We start from the raw sequence: 16,695 nt of genomic DNA on the forward strand, positions 1-16,695 counted from the left end.
AAGCGTGTCGGAGCGATCGCGGCGCAGACCGCTTCAGCCCACCCCTCCGAGCGCGCAGACCCGCGCCCACTCCGCCTCAGTCACAGGCTGCACCGACAGGCGGGAGTTGTTCACCAGCACCATGGCGGCCAGTGCCGGATCGACCTTGATCGCGTCGAGCGTCACCGGCCGGGGAAGCGCCCGGACCGCCCGCACGTCGACCATGCCGAAGCGGCCGGTCTCGTCGGTGTGGTCGGGATAGTAGGGCCGGATCACCTCGACGATCCCGACCACCGCCTTGCCCTCGTTCGAGTGGTAGAAGAAGCCCCGCTCGCCGACCTGCATGGCCATCAGCTGCTGCTTGGCGAGGTGGTTGCGCACGCCGTTCCAGAAGGTCCCGGTCTCCCCGGCCGCGACCTGCTGATCCCACGACCAAGTCGCGGGCTCGGATTTGAACAGCCAGTACGCCATCGCTGAGATTCCCGGAACCGCCCGATCCCGGCGGCACATCCCGCCATAGCGCAGCTTCATCCCCGACGGACAGACCACCGCCGCCGGGCTCCGCGCAGACCCGTCGCCCAGGCTCTTTCTCGGGCGTCCAGCGATCAGGATGCGACCACAACCCTATTCGGCAAGGTCAAGACCGGGTCGTTGTATGAATATTAAATCCTATCTGCGAAAATCTTGTAACTACACCTCAGAGTAGAAGTACGACGTCCACATGCTGACCGTTCTCGGTTGCTTCGTCGGGGAACACAACTTGTGGCTGGTAGCGCTGGCGGCGCTGGTCTGCACGCTGGCCAGCACCACCGCCATGGCGCTGCTGACCCATGCTGGCCGGGCTGGCGGGCGCAGCCGCTTCACCTGGCTCGCGGTCGCGGCGGCGGCGGGTGGCTCCGGCATCTGGGCGACGCACTTCCTGGCGATGCTCGCCTTCGAGCCGCACCTGCCCTCGGGTTACGGAATCGGCCTGACCCTCCTGTCCTACGCGGACGCGGTCGCGATCACCGGCCTCGGCTTCGCCCTGGCCACGACCGGGGGAAACGTCCGGGCTGCGCTCGGGGGCGCGGTGGCGGGCGGCGGCATCGCCGCCATGCACTACACCGGCATGGCGGCTTACCAGGTCCCCGGGCACCTCATCTGGAACCCGGCGCTGGTGGCCGCCTCGGTGGTGATCGGCGCCTCGCTTGGAGGCGCATCCCTGCTGGTCGGCCTGTCGGCGCGCACCGCACGGGGCCGATGCCTGGGTGCGGCGCTGCTGATCCTGGCGATCTGCGGCCACCACTTCACCGGCATGGGCGCGGTGACCCTCGTGCCCGACCCGGCCGTCGCGATCCCGGAGAGCGCGATCCGGACCGAGTGGCTCGCGGCCGCCGTGGCGCTGGCGAGCTGCCTGATCCTGCTCACCGCCGGGGCCGCCCTGCTGCTCGACCTGCGCGAGCGCAAGCGCGCCGAGATCGAGCGCGAGCGCCTGCTCAGCCTCGCTAACGCGGCCGTGGAAGGGCTCGTCGTGTGCCGCGCCGGCCAGATCGTCAGCGCCAACGAGGCCTTCGCCCGCCTCGCGGGCGCCGAGGCGAATGCCCTGGCCGGGGCGAGCCTTGCCGCGTTCCTGCCGGGTTTCGCCGCCGGCACAGGGACGGCCGATCAGCCGGTGGAATCCGAGCTGGTCCAGGCGGGGGGCGCCACCATCCCGGTCGAGGTGATCATGCGCCCGGTGGCCGAGTACGGGCGCCAGCCGCACCACGCCGTCGCGGTGCGCGACCTGCGCGCGCGGCGCCGGGCCGAGAGCGAGATCCACTATCTCGCCCACCACGACGCGCTCACGGGACTCGCCAACCGCACCAGCTTTCACGCTCGCCTGGAACGCGAGACGCGCGCCGCCGACGTCCAGGGCACGAAGCTCGCGGTGCTGTGCCTCGACCTCGACCGGTTCAAGGAGGTCAACGATCTGTACGGCCACGCGGCCGGAGACGCGATGCTGCGCGACCTCGCTCTCCGGGTCGGCGGCCTGCTCGACGGCAACCAGCTGATGGCGCGGCTGGGCGGCGACGAGTTCGCCATCCTCACGCCGCAGGGGCCGGGATGCGCGGACGGGTCGGCCGAGCGGCTGGCCGAACGGATCCTGGCGACCCTGGCGGCGGTGCCGGCGGCCTCCGGCCCGGTGATCGCCACCAGCATCGGCGTCGCGGTCTACCCCGACGACGCCCAGGACCAGCGCGCGCTCCTCAGCTACGCCGACGCCGCCCTGTACCGGGCCAAGGCCGAGGGCCGCGGCACCTGCCGCCGCTACGACGCCAGCATGGGCGCGCAGATCCGCGACAGGCGCATGCTGGAGCACGACCTGCGTCACGCGGTGGCCCGCGGGGAGCTGGAACTCGTCTACCAGCCGCAGTCCCAGATCGAGACCGGCGCGGTGACGGGCTTCGAGGCGCTGCTGCGCTGGGGTCACCCGGCACGCGGCAGCGTCTCGCCGGCCCTGTTCGTGCCGATCGCCGAGGAGACCGGGGCGATCCTCGAGATCGGCGCCTGGGTGCTGCGGGAGGCGTGCCGGACGGCCGCCGGATGGCCGCAGCCGCTGGCGATCGCCGTCAACGTCTCGGCGGTTCAGCTCCACAACCCGCACTTCGTGCAGTTCGTCCACGGCATCCTGTTCGAGACGGGCCTGAAGGCTGAGCGCCTGGAGATCGAGATCACCGAGACGGCCCTGATCCGGGATCCGGCCAGGGCGCTGCTCACCCTGCGCCAGCTCAAGGCGCTCGGCGTGCGGATCGCCATGGACGATTTCGGCACCGGCTACTCCTCGCTGTCGAACCTGCGCTCCTTCCCGTTCGACCGGATCAAGATCGACGGCTCGTTCATCAAGGCGGTCCACAGCAACCCGCAGGGCGCCGCCATCGTGCGCTCCGTCCTGGGCCTGGGGCGGGGCCTCGGGCTCGCCGTGGTGGCGGAGGGTGTGGAGACGGCCGACGAGCTGTCGTTCCTGGCGCGGGAGCACTGCACCCTCGCGCAGGGTTACCTGCTGGGCCGGCCCGCGCCGATCGCGCAGTTCGCCGATCACACCCACGGTGCCGCAGAGGAGCGGGTGGCCTCGGTGGCGTGAGGCTCATCGCGCCGGGGCCGGCCGCCTCGGCCCCGGGGCCCGGCAGGTTCGTGGCCCTTCCCGGGCGCGGGCTCAGTCGGTCTCCCCGCGCAGCGGCCGGGCCAGCAGGCCCGCGACCACGTCGTCCACGCCGGCCGTCCCCGCCACGATCGCCGCGACGGCTTCCGCCACCGGCATCTCGACGCCCTTCGCCGCTGCCAGCCCGGCCAGCGCCGCGGCCGTGAACGCGCCCTCGGCGAGCTTGCCGCCCGCGGCCGCCTCAGGGCTCGCGCCGGCCCCGAGGCGCTGGCCGAAGGCGAAGTTGCGCGATTGCGGCGAGGAGGCGGTGAGCACGAGGTCGCCGAGCCCCGAGAGACCCATCAGCGTCTCCGCCCGGCCCCCGAAGGCGCGGGCGAAGCGCATCAGCTCGGCGAAAGCCCGGGCGATCAGCGCCGCCCGGGCGCTCTCGCCGAGGCCGCGCCCCGCCACAATCCCGCAGGCGATGGCCAGCACGTTCTTGCCGGCGCCGCCGATCTCGACGCCGCGCACGTCGTCGGTGTGGTAGAGCCGGAAGCTCGGCCCCGACAGCAGCCCGCTCAGGGACGCGGCGAGGCCGGGATCGGCGGCCGCCAGGGTCACGGCGGTGGGCAGGCCGCGGGCGACGTCGGCCGCGAAGCTCGGGCCGGACAGGACCGCCACCGGCGTCCTCGGCGGCAGGATCTCCGCCGCCACGGCGCTCATGAAGCTGTCGCTGCCGCGCTCGATGCCTTTGGCGCAGAGGATCACCGGCCCGGCCGTGGCCAGGGGATCGCGCAGGGCCTCCAGCACGCCGCGCACGGTCTGGGCGGGCACGACCAGCAGGGTCGCCCGGGCGCCGGCGAGTGTGTCCGCGTCCGCCGTCGCGCGGATGCCCGGATGGAGCGGCACGCCCGGCAGGTAGCGGGGATTCTCGCGGCCCGCCTGGAGGGCGGCGGCGGCCTGCGCGTCGCGCAGCCACAGCGTCACGGGATGGCCGGCCCCGGCGGCGGCATTGGCCAGCGCCGTCCCCCAGGCGCCGCCGCCCACCACGTTGATCGCGGTTTCCGCGCTCATGCCGCTTCCTCTTTGTCCGCCCCGTCGAGCCGGTAGAGCACGTGGTCGCGCAGCGGCCCCTCCGGCACCGCCGGATGCGGAAAGCTTCCGGAGGGCGCCATGCCGAGGCGTTCCATCACGGCCCGGGAGCGGATGTTGCCCGCCGCCGTGAAGGCCACGACGGCGCGGATCCCGCAGCGGTCGGCGAGGTCGGCGAGGGTGAGCCCCACCGCGCGCGTGGCGTAGCCCCGACCCCAGGCGTTCCGCGCCAGGCGCCAGGCCAGCTCCACCGTGGTCCCGGGCCGGTCCCCGCCCGGAAAGGGCAGGGCGCGCAGGATCCGCATCGCGCCGGCGAAGCCGATGAACCGGCCCTCGTGCTCCAGGGCCCAGGGGCCGAATCCGTCGGCCACGAAGCGCCGGTCGAACTGGCCGGCCTCGGCGGCGCTCTCGGCCTCCGTCCGGGGGCGGGGAAAGTGCGCCATCACCGCCGGATCGGCGTTGAGCGCGGCGAACGGCGCCGCATCGTCCGGCCGCCAGCGGCGCAGGATCAGGTCGCCGTCCCGGAGGGCGGCGGGCACCGGGGCGACGGCGATCTTGCAGCGCCACGCCAGCGAGCGGCGGTTCAGGAGGACGAGATCCGCGTGGCCGGCGAGCACGGCCTCGCCGAGGGCGATCGCCACCTCCAGCTGGTCCAGGGGCAGGGTGGCGTGGGCAGGCGGTCGGACGTGGTCGCGCCAGGGTCCGCCGCAGGCATTGTCCAGGAGGATGCGGGCGAAGCAGTGGTCGAGGTGCACAGGCCAGCCCGGACGGGCGGCCTCCGGCAGGCGCCGCTCCACCAAGTCCCGCCAGTGCGCGCGGCGCGCCGCCTCGGTCATCCGATCGGGATCGCCGCCGGGGCCGGATCGGCCGAGAGCGGCCAGCGGGGCCGCGCGGGGGCGGTGAGGTCGTCCACCAGCCCGAGGCGCAGGCGCTCCAGCCCGGCCCAGGCGATCATCGCGCCGTTGTCGCCGCAGAGGGGCAGGGGCGGGGCGACGAAGCTCAGGCCGGCCTCGCCCGCCAGGGCAGCCAGCGCCCGGCGGACGGCGCCGTTGGCCGCCACGCCGCCGGCCGCCACCAGGGCGGTCGGCCGTCCGGCCGCGTCCGAGAAGGCCCGCAGGGCGACCCGGGCGCGGTCCACCACCACGTCGACCACCGCGGCCTGGAAGCTCGCGCAGAGGTCGGCGACGTCGCGCTCGGCCAGCGGCGCGATCCGCTCGGCCTCGATGCGCAGGGCGGTCTTGAGACCCGAGAGGGAGAAGTCGGCCTCGCGCCGGCCCAGCATCGGGCGGGGCAGGGCGAAGCGCTCGGGATCGCCGGCCTCGGCCATGCGCTCGACCTCGGGGCCGCCCGGATAGCCGAGGCCGAGGAGCTTGGCGGCCTTGTCGAAGGCCTCGCCGATCGCGTCGTCGATGGTGGAGCCGAGCCGGACGTAGTCGCCGACACCGCGCACCGCCACCAGCTGCGTGTGGCCGCCCGAGACCAGCAGCAGCAGGTAGGGGAAGGCGATCCCGTCGGTCAGCCGCGCGGTGAGGGCGTGGGCCTCCAGGTGGTTGACGGCCAGCAGGGGCTTGCGGGTCACGAGCGCCAGGGTCTTGGCGGTGACGAGGCCGACCAGCACGCCGCCGATCAGCCCGGGCCCGGCCGCCACCGCGATGCCGTCGAGATCCGGGAAGCCGATCCCGGCCCTGTCGAGGGCGCGGGCGATGAGCCGGTCCAGCACCTCGACATGGGCGCGGGCGGCGATCTCCGGCACGACGCCGCCATAGGCCGCGTGCTCGGCGATCTGGCTCAGCACCTCGTTGGCGCGAATCTGCCCGACGCCCTCCGCGTCGACCGACACCACCGCGGCGGCGGTCTCGTCGCAGGTGGTCTCGATGCCGAGCACGGTCTTCTGCACGCGCGGAACTCCTTGTCCGGACCACATTCTATCCGCGGCCGACCGCGGCGCGAAAGCGGCTTCCGACTCTCGCGACGGCCCGTAAGGCCGCCCGTCCCATCCGCACCTCAGGATCTGAGAAATGGGGAGGGGACGTATCGCAGATCCACCCCCGCCAGGCCCAGGCCTGATCCCGGCCGCCTCAATCCACCGCCACCATCACGTCGGAGGCCTTGATCACCGCGTAGGCCGGTCCGCCCGCGACGAGCTTGAGGGACTCGACGGCCGCGTTGGTGATCGAGGCGGTGACCACTTGGCCGGGGCTGATCTCGATCTTGACGTGGGAGGTGGTCGCCCCCTTCTCCACCGAGACCACGGTGCCCTTGAGGACGTTGCGCGCGCTGATCTTCATGGTCTTTGCTGCCGGTTGTCGTATGCCGCGGAGGCGGCCTCGGGCCGGTCTCCTACAGCATGGCGGGGAGCCGCGCGACCATTTCAGTGCGGGTCGTCCGCCGGGTTACCGGCCTCGTCCGCCTCGTCTTCGGGGACATCTTCGGAGGCATTTTCGGGGACATCTTCGGGGACCGGCGCGGCGCCCCAGGCCGCCAGCGCGGCGTTGAGGTCGTCGAGGACGAAGTGCCGGGCGCTGTCCCGGTCGTATCCGTCGGCGAGGAGGTCGTCGTAGTCGGTGAAGACGTGGCGGGCGTAGGTTACGAGGGCGAGGCGGGCGGCAGTCTCCGGGGCGGCCCGGCGCAGGCCCGGGCTCGCCAGAGCCCGGTCGAGGGTGGCCTCGGCCTCGAAGTCCGGCAGACGCGGCGCGAGCCGGAGCAGGGCCGCGATCACGGCCTCGCGGCGGTTCCCGGGCGGAGACGGTTCCTTCATCGCGAGCCTCCCGAGGCCATGATTTCAACGCGCGGATCGGCTAGGGTCGCGACCGGTTGAGGCGGGACGGGCATCCGGTCCTTCGCCGGGGAGAGCAGGTCCATGGCAGTTCTTCGTCACGCGGTTGTACTGAGCCTTCTGCTCGGGGCGCCGCCGGCGCTGGCCCAGGGCCCGGCCCCGAATCCGGGCGCCGCCGCGGCCCCGGCGCCGACCGGTCCCATTGTCGGCGGCCGCCGCGTCACCCCCACCGGCCAGACCAAGCCGCCCGGCAGCGCCGCGGCACTCCCGCCCCGCCCCATCAACGAGGCGGAGATGATCAAGGCTCAGAAGGCCGCCGAGGCCCGCTCGAAGGCCTGGGACAGCAAGATGCGCAACACGATGGGCTCGATCTGCCACGGCTGCTGAGGCCTCATTCAGCCCCTTGTCCCGGCATCGTCCCGCATCGTCGCCGACGCGGGCGATCCCCGTCCGGGATGCAGTTCCGGAAACGCGAAGGGGCCGCCCGGGTGGGCAGCCCCTCCATGGTCGCCGGAGATCGACGCAGGCTCAGCGTGAGTAGAACTCGATGACGAGGTTCGGCTCCATCTGCACCGGATAGGGTACCTCGGACAGGCTGGGGATGCGGGTGACGCGGGCGGTCATCTTGGCGTGGTCGGCCTCGATGTAGTCCGGCACGTCGCGCTCGGAGAGCTGGGTCGCCACGATGACGATCTCGAGCTGGCGGGACGACTCCTTGACCTCGATCAGGTCGCCGGCCTTCACCTGGTAGCTCGGGATGTTGACGCGGACGCCGTTCACCTTGACGTGGCCGTGATTGACGAACTGGCGCGCGGCGAACGGGGTCGCGACGAACTTCGCCCGGTAGACCACGGCGTCGAGGCGGCGCTCAAGCAGGCCGACGAGGTTCTCGCCGGAATCGCCGCGCAGGCGGATCGCCTCGGCGTAGTAGCGGCGGAACTGCTTCTCGGTGATGTTGCCGTAGTAGCCCTTGAGCTTCTGCTTGGCGCGCAGCTGCGTGCCGAAGTCGCTCATCTTGCCCTTGCGGCGCTGGCCGTGCTGGCCGGGGCCGTACTCGCGGCGGTTGACGGGGCTCTTCGGGCGGCCCCAGATGTTCTGGCCCATGCGGCGGTCGAGCTTGTGCTTCGCCTGAATCCGCTTCGACATACTCTCGCGTCCTCTCGTGACGAGAATGAGGAACGCGCCCTCCTTTTCCCGGCCCTTCGCGGTCCGGGACGACAGGGCGGGAAGATCCCGCCCACGGGTGCGCGTGAAAACGCGACGGGGCCCCGTGCGGAGCCCCATCGACGGGCTGCGTCTTAGGGGACGGGGGCGCCGTGGTCAACCGTGAGAGGTCAGATGGACGAATCCGTGGCGGTCCGACGCGGTGAGCCCTCGGACGCGAAAGCGATCCAGGAGTTGGTCGCGGCGGCCTACACCAAGTGGATCCCGGTGATCGGTCGCCTGCCGATCCCCATGCAGGCGGATTACGCGCAGGCGGTGTTGGAGGACCGCTTCGACCTGCTCATCGCCGGCCCGGATCTCGCCGGCCTGATCGAGACGAAGTTCGAGGCCGCCCATCTGCTGGTCGTCAACGTCGCGGTGCATCCGGCCTTCCAGGGCCGGGGCTTCGGCACCCGGCTGTTGGGGCAGGCCGAGGCGATCGCGGCCGAGGCGGGGCTCGATCGGCTGCGGCTCTACACTCACAGAGCGTACACGGCGAACCTGCGGCTCTACGGATCGCTCGGCTACCGGGTGGAGCGGGAGGAACGCTACGCCGGACCCGGCCGGATCCGGGACGACGACGTCACCGTGCACATGGTGAAGGATCTCGCGACCGACATGGCGGAGCGCCGGCCGGCCTGACCCATCGATCCGCCCCCCCCCCCCGTCATCGCGAGCGCAGCGTAGCGACCCCGGGTGGCGCGCCGCCGCGGAGCGTGGCGCCGCTGGATTGCTTCGCTGCGCTCGCAAAGGCGGCGTGTTCATCCGGCGCAGGCGGAAGACCCGGTCTCCCCCGCTCCCCTCAGGTCACCACGCTCGGCTCGGCCCGGCCGGTGCGGGGCGCGATCTCGGCGATCGCGCCGGCCGCGACCGCCACCGGGGCCAGGACCTCGGCCACGGGCAGGTCGAGCCGGTCCGGCGCGTTCTCGTAGCGCTCCAGGTAGACCCGCAGCGTCGCCCCGGCGGTGCCGGTGCCCGAGAGCCGGAACACCGCCCGTGCATCCTCGGCGAAGTTGATCCGGATGCCCTGGCGCTCGGTCAGCGAGCCGTCCACCGGATCCCGGTAGGCGAACTCGTCCGCCGTCGACACCGTGAGGTCGCCGATCCGCGTGCCCGGAAGCCCGGCGAGCTTCTCGCGCAACGCGTCCATCAGGCCGTTGGCGGCGTCCGAGTCGACCTCCTCGTAATCGTGGCGGGCGTAGTAGTCGCGCCCGTAGGCGCGCCAATGCGCCCGCACCAGCGCGTCGGCGCGCTCGCCCGTGGCCGCCAGGATGTTGAGCCACAGCAACACCGCCCAGAGCCCATCCTTCTCCCGCACGTGGTTCGAGCCGGTGCCGGCGCTCTCCTCGCCGCACAGGGTGATGAGTCCCGCGTCGAGGAGGTTTCCGAAGAACTTCCAGCCGGTGGGCGTCTCGTAGGCCTCAATGCCGAGGGCGGCCGCGACCCGGTCGGCGGCGCGGCTCGTCGGCATGGAGCGGGCGACACCCGCGAGCCCGCCCGCGTAGCCCGGCGCCCGGTGGGCATGGGCGGCGAGGAGCGCGAGGCTGTCGCTCGGCGTCACGAACAGGCCCGGCGCCACGATCATGTTGCGGTCGCCGTCGCCGTCGGAGGCGGCGCCGAAATCCGGGGCGTCGGGCCCCTGCATCAGGTCGAACAGGTCGTGGCAGTGGACGGGGTTCGGGTCCGGGTGGTGGCCGCCGAAATCCTCCTTCGGCTCGGCGTTGACCACCGTGCCCGCGGGGGCGCCGAGCATCCCTTCGAGGATGGCGGTCGCGTAGGGTCCGGTCACCGCGCTCATGGCGTCGAAGCGCATGCGGAAGCCGGAGGCGAACAGGCGCGACACCGCGTCGAAGTCGATGAGCGTGCGCATCAGCTCGGCGTAGTCGGCCACCGGGTCGATGACCGTGACCGTCATGGCGCCGAGGCGGGTCTCGCCCAGGGTGTCGAGGTCGAGGTCCGGGGCCTCCACGAGGCGGTACTCGGTCAGGGCCCTGGCCCGCGCGAAGATCGCGTCGGTGAGGGATTCGGGTGCCGGCCCACCGTTGGCGGCGTTGAACTTGATGCCGAAATCACCCTCCGGCCCGCCCGGGTTGTGACTCGCCGAGAGAATGATGCCGCCGAGCGCCTTGGATTTCCGGATCACGCAGGAGGCGGCGGGCGTCGAGAGCAGGCCGCCGCGCCCGACCAGAACCCGTCCGAACCCGTTGCCGGCGGCGAGGCGCAGCGTCTTCTGCACCACCTCGCGGTTCAGGAAGCGTCCGTCACCGCCCAGCACCAGGGTTGCCCCGTCCTTGTCGGGCAGGGTGTCGAAGATCGCCTGGACGAAGTTCTCGACGTAGTTCGGCTGCCGGAACACCGGCACCTTCTTGCGCAGGCCGGAGGTGCCCGGCTTCTGGTCGGAGAAGGCGGCGGTCGCGACGGTCTTCGGAGTCGTCATGGGCGGGCGTCTCCCGGGATCTCCCGCCTCCATGCCCGTCCGGAGGCGCGGCGTCACCAGCCCCGGCGACAGGGACGGACGTTTTTCACCCGGTTTGGCCGCATCGGGCGACGGAATGCGCCGGCTGTCCGGCCGCCCGTGCCGCCGAGCGTTGCGCCGGCCGGGACCCGTCGATTGAATGGCCGGAGCCGCCACGCAAGGCGGGCCGGAGGAAACCATGGCGGACAGACGCGCGCAGACCGATCCGAACGGGGCGCGGGAGGGCAAGGGCCCGACCGGGGGCTTGGCCCGTCGCCACGTGATCGGAGCCCTCGCCGCGGGAGCCGCGGTCGCGGCGAGCCCGGCCCCGGCGGCAGCGCCGTCGAGCCGGCTGACGATGGAGGAGTTCCGCCTGCCCTGGAGCGAGCCGGGGGTCGAGATCTACGTCCGCAACAAGCGCCCCGCCGGGATCGACCGGTTCCCGGGCGACCGGATCCTGCTCTACGTGCACGGCTCCACCTACCCGTCCTCCACGGCCTTCGACCTGCCGCTCGGCGGGATGTCGGCCATGGATTACCTCGCGGGCCTCGGCTTCGACGTCTACTGCGTGGACCTGCCGGGCTACGGCCTGTCCGGGCGCCCGGCCGCCATGGACGCGCCGCCGGACGACAACCCGCCCCTCATGCGCACGCCCGACGCCGCCAAGGTGGTCGGGCAGGTCGTCGACTTCATCCGGAAGCGGCGCGGCGTCGAGAAGATCGACCTCATGGGCTGGTCGTGGGGAACCTCCACCATGGGGCTCTACACCAGCACCCACAACGACAGCGTCAACCGCCTCGTCCTCTACGCGCCGCAATGGCTCGCGCGCACCCCGGGGCTGATCGGCGGTGGCGGCAAGGTGGGGGCCTATCGCACCGTCAACCGGGACAGCGCCCGGGCCCGCTGGCTGACCGGCGTGCCCGAGGACAAGCAGGCCGACCTGATCCCGGCGGGCTGGTTCGACCAGTGGGCCGACGCGACCTTCGCGACCGACGCGGCCGGGGCGAAGCGGTCGCCGCCGGTCCTGCGCGCGCCGAACGGCACGGTCGCCGACAAGGACGCCTACTGGGCGGCCGGCAAGCCGCTCTACGACCCCGGCGAGATCCGCGTGCCGGTGCTGATCATCCACGCCGAATGGGACGCTGACCTGCCGAGCTACCAGGCGCAGGAGTACTTCACCAAGCTCACGCACGCGCCCTACAAGCGCTTCGTCGAGCTGGGCGAGGGCACCCACACGGTGATGATGGAGAAGAACCGCATGCAGTTCCTCCACGAGGTCGGGGCCTTCCTCACGGAGGCGGATCCGCAGGCGCTGAACTGAGCGGAGTCCTCGGGCACGGACGTCGGACCCGCGCCCTCATCCCGAGGTGCGGCGAAGCCGCCCTAAAGGAGCCTTCCGGACCGCGCCGCGATCCCTGGAGGCCTCCTTCGAGGCCTCCGCTTCGCTCCGGCACCTCAGGATGAGGGCCAGGGTGGGCATGGGGCGAGGCGGCCGGTCCGGCCGCCTCGGGAAGCTTTCCCTACTCCGCCGCCTGCCGCGCCCCGTAACCCAGACGGTCGTTCAGCGCGCGGATCAGCTTGGCGGCCGCCTCGGCGATCACGGTGCCCGGCGGGAAGATCGCCGCCGCGCCGGCCGCCGTGAGCGCCTCGTAGTCGCCCGGCGGGATGACGCCGCCGATGGCGATCATCACGTCGTCGCGGCCCTGTTCGGTGAGCGCCGCCTTCAGCTCCGGCACCAGCGTCAGGTGGCCGGCCGCCAGCGACGAGACGCCGACGATGTGCACGTCGTTCTCCACCGCCTGCCGGGCGGCCTCCGCCGGCGTGGCGAAGAGCGGCCCGATATCCACGTCGAAGCCGAGATCGGCGAAGGCCGAGGCGATCACCTTCTGGCCGCGGTCGTGCCCGTCCTGGCCCATCTTGGCGACCAGGATGCGCGGCCGGCGACCGTCGTTCTCCTCGAACGCCTCGACCAGCGCCCGGACTTCCTCGACCACAGGCGACATGCCCCCCACCTCGCGCTTGTAGACGCCGGAGATCGAGCGGATCTCGGCGCGATGCCGGCCCCAGGCCTTCTCCAGGGCCTCGGAAATCTCGCCCACCGTCGCCTTGGCGCGGGCCGCCTCGACGGCGAGCTCCAGCAGGTTCCCGGTGCCCTCGGCGGCCTTGGTGAGCGCCTCCAGCCGGGCCGTCACCGCGGCCTCGTCGCGCTCGGCGCGCAGGCGCTTGAGCTTGTCGATCTGCAGCCGGCGGACGTTGCCGTTATCGACCCGCAGCAGTTCGATCGCCATCTCGTCGTCGGACCGGAACTTGTTCACGCCCACGATGGTCTGGCGGCCGGAATCGATCCGCGCCTGGGCCCGGGCGGCGGCCTCCTCGATCCGCAGCTTCGGGATGCCGGCCTCGATCGCCTTGGCCATGCCGCCGAGCCCGTCGACCTCGCGGATGTGCTCCCAGGCCCGGGCGACCATGTCGGCGGTCAGCTTCTCGACGTAGTAGGAGCCCCCCCACGGATCGACGATCCGGGTGGTGCCGCTCTCCTGCTGCAGGAACAGCTGCGTGTTGCGGGCGATCCGGGCCGAGAAGTCGGTGGGCAGCGCCAGCGCCTCGTCGAGCGCGTTGGTGTGGAGCGACTGGGTGCCCCCCTGCGTCGCCGCCATCGCCTCGATGTTGGTGCGGGTGACGTTGTTGAACACGTCCTGGGCGGTGAGCGACCAGCCCGACGTCTGCGAGTGCGTGCGCAGGGCCAGCGATTTTTCGGATTTCGGATCGAAACTCTTGACCAGCTTCGCCCAGATCAGGCGCGCGGCCCGCATCTTGGCGATCTCCATGAAGAAGTTGGTCGAGATCGCCCAGAAGAACGACAGGCGCGGGGCGAACTGGTCGATGGTCAGCCCGGCCGCGAGGCCCGCCTTGATGTACTCGACGCCGTCGGCGAGCGTGTAGGCGAGCTCCAGGTCGTTCGTCGCGCCCGCCTCCTGCATGTGGTAGCCGGAGATCGAGATCGAATTGAACTTCGGCATATTTTTCGAGGTATACGCGAAAATATCGGAAATGATCCGCATCGATCCCTTGGGGGGATAGATGTACGTGTTGCGGACCATGAATTCTTTAAGAATATCGTTCTGAATGGTGCCGGCGAGCTTCTGCGACGGCACGCCCTGCTCCTCGGCGGCGACGATGTAGAGGGCGAGGATCGGCAGAACCGCGCCGTTCATCGTCATCGACACGGTCATCTCGTCCAGGGGAATCCCCGAGAAGAGCGTGCGCATGTCGTAGATCGAATCGATCGCCACGCCCGCCATGCCGACGTCACCCGAGACGCGGGGGTGGTCGGAGTCGTAGCCGCGGTGGGTGGCGAGGTCGAAGGCCACCGACAGGCCCTTCTGTCCGGCCGCGAGGTTGCGGCGGTAGAACGCGTTCGAATCCTCGGCGGTGGAGAAGCCGGCATATTGCCGGATCGTCCAGGGCTGGGTGACGTACATGGTCGGGTAGGGACCGCGCAGGAACGGCGCGATGCCCGGATAGGTGTCGAGGAACTCGATGCCCTCCCGATCCGCCGGGCCGTAATGGCCCTTCACCGGGATTCCCTCCGGCGTCATCCAAGGCTCGGACAGCGCCGGTGCCGCAACCGCGAGCGATTCGCCGGCGAGCGGGATTTCGGCGAAGTTCGGGATGCGGGAGGTCATGGCGGTGACTCGTTGTGGCGTTTGTCACGCCATTATAGAGACACGCTTGGAGCGGGCTACTCCCCCTGTGGTCAAGGCTACCCGGCCGCCCCCCCCGACCCGCGGCGAGACCAAGGCGAACCGTGGCTCGCAACCGGTTCGCCGGGCCCACGCGGCGCCGACGAATTTGCGCCGCTCGGCTTGCCATCCCGGCGGGCTCGTAGTATGCGCCCGGCCTTCGCGACATTCCAATGGGTGCTCGCACCCTGTGAACGCGGTGACCGCGCCGGTGTCCCTATGACACCGCCAGCGCGGTTCAACACATGAGCCGGGGACATCAGGTCCCCATCAGGCGTCGTCCGCCGGGCAATACCGTCCGCGTGCGGAAACCCGCCTGAAACAAGGAGTCACGCACGTGATCCAGATGCAGACGAATCTGGACGTCGCCGACAACTCGGGTGCACGCCGTGTGATGTGCATCAAGGTTCTCGGCGGGTCGAAGCGCAAGTATGCCGGCGTGGGCGACGTGATCGTCGTCTCCGTCAAGGAGGCGATCCCGCGCGGTCGCGTCAAGAAGGGCGACGTCATGAAGGCGGTCGTCGTCCGCACCGCCAAGGACGTGAAGCGCGCCGACGGTTCGGTCATCCGCTTCGACAAGAACGCCGCGGTCCTGATCAACAATCAGAAGGAGCCGATCGGCACCCGCATCTTCGGACCGGTTCCGCGCGAGCTCCGCGCCCGCAACCACATGAAGATCATCTCCCTGGCTCCGGAGGTGCTGTAATGGCCGCCAAGATCAAGAAGGGCGACACCGTCGTCGTGCTCACCGGCCGCGATTCCGGCCGCTCGGGCGAGGTGATCCAGGTTCTGCCGAAGGAAGGCCGGGCCTTCGTGCGCGGCATCAACCTGGTCAAGAAGCACCAGAAGCAGACCCAGAACCAGGAAGGCGGCATCATCTCCAAGGAGGCCGCCATCCAGCTCTCGAACATCGCGGTGGCGGACGCCAACGGCAAGCCGACCCGCGTGGGTTTCCGCATCCTCGAAGACGGGCGCAAGGTCCGGTTCGCCAAGACCACGGGGGATCAGATCGATGGCTGAGGCCGACAAGAACGCCTACACCCCGCGCCTGCGCAAGCACTACGACGAGGTGGTTCGCCAGAAGCTGATCGAAGAGTTCGGCTACAAGAACCCCATGGAAGTGCCGCAGATCACCAAGATCGTGATCAACATGGGCGTCGGCGAGTCCACCGCGGATTCCAAGAAGGCCTCGGTGGCGGCGGGCGACCTCGCCCTGATCGCCGGCCAGAAGCCGGTGATCACCCGGGCCCGCAAGGCCATCGCGACCTTCAAGGTCCGCGAGGGCATGCCGATCGGCTGCAAGGTGACGCTGCGCAAGCAGCGCATGTACGAGTTCATGGACCGGCTGATCACCATCGCGCTGCCGCGCGTGCGTGACTTCCGCGGCCTGAACCCGCGCTCGTTCGACGGCCGCGGCAACTACGCCCTGGGTCTCAAGGAGCACCTCGTGTTCCCGGAGATCTCCTACGACAAGGCCGAGCAGATGTGGGGCATGGACATCGTCGTGGCGACCACCGCCAAGACCGATGCCGAGGCCAAGGCTCTGCTCGCCGCCTTCAAGTTCCCGTTCCGGCAGTGAGGCCGAGAGGTCTCAGACGCGGACACCGGAGATAGACCACATGTCGAAGAAAAGCTCAGTCGAGAAGAACGAGGCCCGCAAGGCGCTGGTGAAGCGCTTCGCGGCCAAGCGGAAGGCGCTCCTCGAGATCGCCAACAACGACGCCCTCGAGATGGAGGAGCGCTTCGAGGCGCGCCTCAAGCTCGCGGAACTGCCGCGCAACTCGTCGGCCACCCGCATCCGCAACCGGTGCGGCATGACCGGCCGCCCGCGCGCCTACTACCGCAAGATGGGCATCTCGCGCGTGGCGTTGCGCGAGCTTGGCAACCGGGGCCTGATCCCCGGCCTGGTCAAGTCGAGCTGGTAAGGAGGTCCCCATGGTCAACGATCCCGTGGGCGACATGCTCACCCGCATCCGCAACGGCCAGCTGCGCCGTCGCAACGTCGTCCAGACGCCCGGCTCGCGCCTGCGCGCCAGCGTCCTCGACGTCCTGAAGTCCGAGGGCTACATCCGCGACTACGCGGCCACCGACCTCGGCAACGGCCGCACCGAGTTCGCCATCGAGCTCAAGTACTACGACGGACGCCCGGTGATCCGCGAGATCAAGCGCGTCTCGAAGCCGGGCCGCCGGGTCTACTCGTCGGTCGGCGAGCTGCCGCACGTGGCCGACGGCCTCGGCGTCACCATCGTCTCCACCCCGCAGGGCGTCATGGCCGACCACGAGGCGCGCGAGCGCAACGTCGGCGGTGAAGTGCTCTGCACCGTGTTCTGATCGGGACGGAGGAGGTTAT

General features: G+C 71.1%; 18 protein-coding genes. 9 read left to right on the forward strand and 9 right to left on the reverse strand.

What is annotated here, in order from left to right; translation table 11 throughout:
* Nucleotides 1-33: 33 nt before the first annotated feature.
* On the reverse strand, nucleotides 34-450 hold the full coding sequence (locus ACLBX9_RS17795; RefSeq protein ID WP_447719882.1) for an EVE domain-containing protein: 417 nt from the start codon (nucleotides 448-450) through the stop codon (nucleotides 34-36).
* A gap of 250 nt (nucleotides 451-700) precedes the next feature.
* On the opposite strand from ACLBX9_RS17795, the gene ACLBX9_RS17800 reads away from it, so the two are divergent.
* Nucleotides 701-3,079 (forward strand): EAL domain-containing protein, encoded by a 2,379-nt coding sequence (locus tag ACLBX9_RS17800; protein ID WP_447719883.1) that lies wholly within the window; start codon nucleotides 701-703, stop codon nucleotides 3,077-3,079.
* A gap of 72 nt (nucleotides 3,080-3,151) precedes the next feature.
* On the opposite strand, the gene ACLBX9_RS17805 is transcribed toward ACLBX9_RS17800, so the two are convergent.
* From ACLBX9_RS17805 to ACLBX9_RS17825, 5 genes are all read right to left on the reverse strand, one after another.
* Entirely contained in the window at nucleotides 3,152-4,150 is a 999-nt protein-coding gene (locus ACLBX9_RS17805) for an NAD(P)H-dependent glycerol-3-phosphate dehydrogenase (protein WP_010686193.1), read from the reverse strand.
* Nucleotides 4,147-5,004, reverse strand: a complete 858-nt coding sequence (locus ACLBX9_RS17810; RefSeq protein ID WP_447719884.1) for a GNAT family N-acetyltransferase — start codon at nucleotides 5,002-5,004, stop codon at nucleotides 4,147-4,149. Before ACLBX9_RS17810 ends, ACLBX9_RS17805 begins: the two co-directional genes overlap by 4 nt.
* A complete protein-coding gene (tsaD, locus tag ACLBX9_RS17815) occupies nucleotides 5,001-6,065 on the reverse strand; it encodes a tRNA (adenosine(37)-N6)-threonylcarbamoyltransferase complex transferase subunit TsaD (protein WP_010686191.1) in 1,065 nt (354 codons plus the stop codon). Before tsaD ends, ACLBX9_RS17810 begins: the two co-directional genes overlap by 4 nt.
* Before the next feature lie 181 nt (nucleotides 6,066-6,246).
* On the reverse strand, nucleotides 6,247-6,456 hold the full coding sequence (locus ACLBX9_RS17820; RefSeq protein ID WP_010686190.1) for a TOBE domain-containing protein: 210 nt from the start codon (nucleotides 6,454-6,456) through the stop codon (nucleotides 6,247-6,249).
* An 83-nt stretch (nucleotides 6,457-6,539) separates the two neighbouring features.
* Nucleotides 6,540-6,926 carry a DUF2293 domain-containing protein gene (locus ACLBX9_RS17825; RefSeq protein ID WP_447719885.1) on the reverse strand — a complete coding sequence of 129 codons (387 nt, stop codon included), beginning with the start codon at nucleotides 6,924-6,926 and terminating at the stop codon, nucleotides 6,540-6,542.
* A gap of 102 nt (nucleotides 6,927-7,028) precedes the next feature.
* On the opposite strand from ACLBX9_RS17825, the gene ACLBX9_RS17830 reads away from it, so the two are divergent.
* Entirely contained in the window at nucleotides 7,029-7,331 is a 303-nt protein-coding gene (locus ACLBX9_RS17830) for a hypothetical protein (RefSeq protein WP_010686188.1), read from the forward strand.
* Nucleotides 7,332-7,472: 141 nt separating this feature from the next.
* Here the strand turns inward: ACLBX9_RS17830 and rpsD are convergent, their stop codons facing one another.
* Nucleotides 7,473-8,090 carry a 30S ribosomal protein S4 gene (rpsD, locus tag ACLBX9_RS17835; protein WP_010686187.1) on the reverse strand — a complete coding sequence of 206 codons (618 nt, stop codon included), beginning with the start codon at nucleotides 8,088-8,090 and terminating at the stop codon, nucleotides 7,473-7,475.
* A gap of 192 nt (nucleotides 8,091-8,282) precedes the next feature.
* On the opposite strand from rpsD, the gene ACLBX9_RS17840 reads away from it, so the two are divergent.
* Complete coding sequence (locus ACLBX9_RS17840) at nucleotides 8,283-8,789, forward strand: GNAT family N-acetyltransferase (RefSeq protein ID WP_447719886.1); 507 nt, start codon at nucleotides 8,283-8,285, stop codon at nucleotides 8,787-8,789.
* A gap of 160 nt (nucleotides 8,790-8,949) precedes the next feature.
* On the opposite strand, the gene ACLBX9_RS17845 is transcribed toward ACLBX9_RS17840, so the two are convergent.
* The gene (locus tag ACLBX9_RS17845; RefSeq protein ID WP_447719887.1) at nucleotides 8,950-10,584 is read right to left on the reverse strand and encodes an alpha-D-glucose phosphate-specific phosphoglucomutase; all 1,635 of its coding nucleotides are present in this window, start codon (nucleotides 10,582-10,584) and stop codon (nucleotides 8,950-8,952) included.
* 217 nt (nucleotides 10,585-10,801) lie between these two features.
* Between ACLBX9_RS17845 and ACLBX9_RS17850 the strand changes: the two genes are divergently transcribed.
* Entirely contained in the window at nucleotides 10,802-11,923 is a 1,122-nt protein-coding gene (locus ACLBX9_RS17850) for an alpha/beta hydrolase (RefSeq protein WP_447719888.1), read from the forward strand.
* A gap of 199 nt (nucleotides 11,924-12,122) precedes the next feature.
* On the opposite strand, the gene scpA is transcribed toward ACLBX9_RS17850, so the two are convergent.
* Nucleotides 12,123-14,288, reverse strand: coding sequence for a methylmalonyl-CoA mutase (gene scpA, locus ACLBX9_RS17855; protein ID WP_447719889.1), 2,166 nt, complete (start codon nucleotides 14,286-14,288; stop codon nucleotides 12,123-12,125).
* 394 nt (nucleotides 14,289-14,682) lie between these two features.
* On the opposite strand from scpA, the gene rplN reads away from it, so the two are divergent.
* The 5 genes from rplN to rpsH are packed head-to-tail and all read left to right on the forward strand — an operon-like array spanning nucleotide 14,683 to nucleotide 16,676.
* Nucleotides 14,683-15,051, forward strand: coding sequence for a 50S ribosomal protein L14 (rplN, locus tag ACLBX9_RS17860; RefSeq protein WP_010686182.1), 369 nt, complete (start codon nucleotides 14,683-14,685; stop codon nucleotides 15,049-15,051).
* A complete protein-coding gene (gene rplX, locus ACLBX9_RS17865; protein ID WP_161392856.1) occupies nucleotides 15,051-15,365 on the forward strand; it encodes a 50S ribosomal protein L24 in 315 nt (104 codons plus the stop codon). Before rplN ends, rplX begins: the two co-directional genes overlap by 1 nt.
* Nucleotides 15,358-15,924, forward strand: coding sequence for a 50S ribosomal protein L5 (gene rplE, locus ACLBX9_RS17870; RefSeq protein WP_010686180.1), 567 nt, complete (start codon nucleotides 15,358-15,360; stop codon nucleotides 15,922-15,924). The genes rplX and rplE overlap by 8 nt, the downstream gene beginning before the upstream one ends.
* A 40-nt stretch (nucleotides 15,925-15,964) precedes the next feature.
* Nucleotides 15,965-16,270 carry a 30S ribosomal protein S14 gene (gene rpsN / locus ACLBX9_RS17875; RefSeq protein ID WP_010686179.1) on the forward strand — a complete coding sequence of 102 codons (306 nt, stop codon included), beginning with the start codon at nucleotides 15,965-15,967 and terminating at the stop codon, nucleotides 16,268-16,270.
* A gap of 10 nt (nucleotides 16,271-16,280) precedes the next feature.
* Nucleotides 16,281-16,676: a 30S ribosomal protein S8 gene (rpsH, locus tag ACLBX9_RS17880; protein WP_010686178.1), complete on the forward strand. Its 396-nt coding sequence runs from the start codon at nucleotides 16,281-16,283 to the stop codon at nucleotides 16,674-16,676.
* Nucleotides 16,677-16,695 lie beyond the last annotated feature (19 nt).

The sequence above is a fragment of the Methylobacterium sp. A49B genome, from assembly GCF_053346215.1.

Excerpts from the sequence above, each read along its gene's own strand:
- ACLBX9_RS17795 (WP_447719882.1), bottom strand. The coding sequence starts at position 450 with ATGGCGTACTGGCTGTTCAAATCCGAGCCCGCGACTTGGTCGTGGGAT.
- ACLBX9_RS17800 (WP_447719883.1), top strand. The coding sequence starts at position 701 with ATGCTGACCGTTCTCGGTTGCTTCGTCGGGGAACACAACTTGTGGCTG.
- ACLBX9_RS17805 (WP_010686193.1), bottom strand. The coding sequence starts at position 4,150 with ATGAGCGCGGAAACCGCGATCAACGTGGTGGGCGGCGGCGCCTGGGGG.
- ACLBX9_RS17810 (WP_447719884.1), bottom strand. The coding sequence starts at position 5,004 with ATGACCGAGGCGGCGCGCCGCGCGCACTGGCGGGACTTGGTGGAGCGG.
- ACLBX9_RS17820 (WP_010686190.1), bottom strand. The coding sequence starts at position 6,456 with ATGAAGATCAGCGCGCGCAACGTCCTCAAGGGCACCGTGGTCTCGGTG.
- ACLBX9_RS17825 (WP_447719885.1), bottom strand. The coding sequence starts at position 6,926 with ATGAAGGAACCGTCTCCGCCCGGGAACCGCCGCGAGGCCGTGATCGCG.
- ACLBX9_RS17830 (WP_010686188.1), top strand. The coding sequence starts at position 7,029 with ATGGCAGTTCTTCGTCACGCGGTTGTACTGAGCCTTCTGCTCGGGGCG.
- rpsD (WP_010686187.1), bottom strand. The coding sequence starts at position 8,090 with ATGTCGAAGCGGATTCAGGCGAAGCACAAGCTCGACCGCCGCATGGGC.
- ACLBX9_RS17840 (WP_447719886.1), top strand. The coding sequence starts at position 8,283 with ATGGACGAATCCGTGGCGGTCCGACGCGGTGAGCCCTCGGACGCGAAA.
- ACLBX9_RS17845 (WP_447719887.1), bottom strand. The coding sequence starts at position 10,584 with ATGACGACTCCGAAGACCGTCGCGACCGCCGCCTTCTCCGACCAGAAG.
- ACLBX9_RS17850 (WP_447719888.1), top strand. The coding sequence starts at position 10,802 with ATGGCGGACAGACGCGCGCAGACCGATCCGAACGGGGCGCGGGAGGGC.
- scpA (WP_447719889.1), bottom strand. The coding sequence starts at position 14,288 with ATGACCTCCCGCATCCCGAACTTCGCCGAAATCCCGCTCGCCGGCGAA.
- rplX (WP_161392856.1), top strand. The coding sequence starts at position 15,051 with ATGGCCGCCAAGATCAAGAAGGGCGACACCGTCGTCGTGCTCACCGGC.
- rplE (WP_010686180.1), top strand. The coding sequence starts at position 15,358 with ATGGCTGAGGCCGACAAGAACGCCTACACCCCGCGCCTGCGCAAGCAC.
- rpsN (WP_010686179.1), top strand. The coding sequence starts at position 15,965 with ATGTCGAAGAAAAGCTCAGTCGAGAAGAACGAGGCCCGCAAGGCGCTG.
- rpsH (WP_010686178.1), top strand. The coding sequence starts at position 16,281 with ATGGTCAACGATCCCGTGGGCGACATGCTCACCCGCATCCGCAACGGC.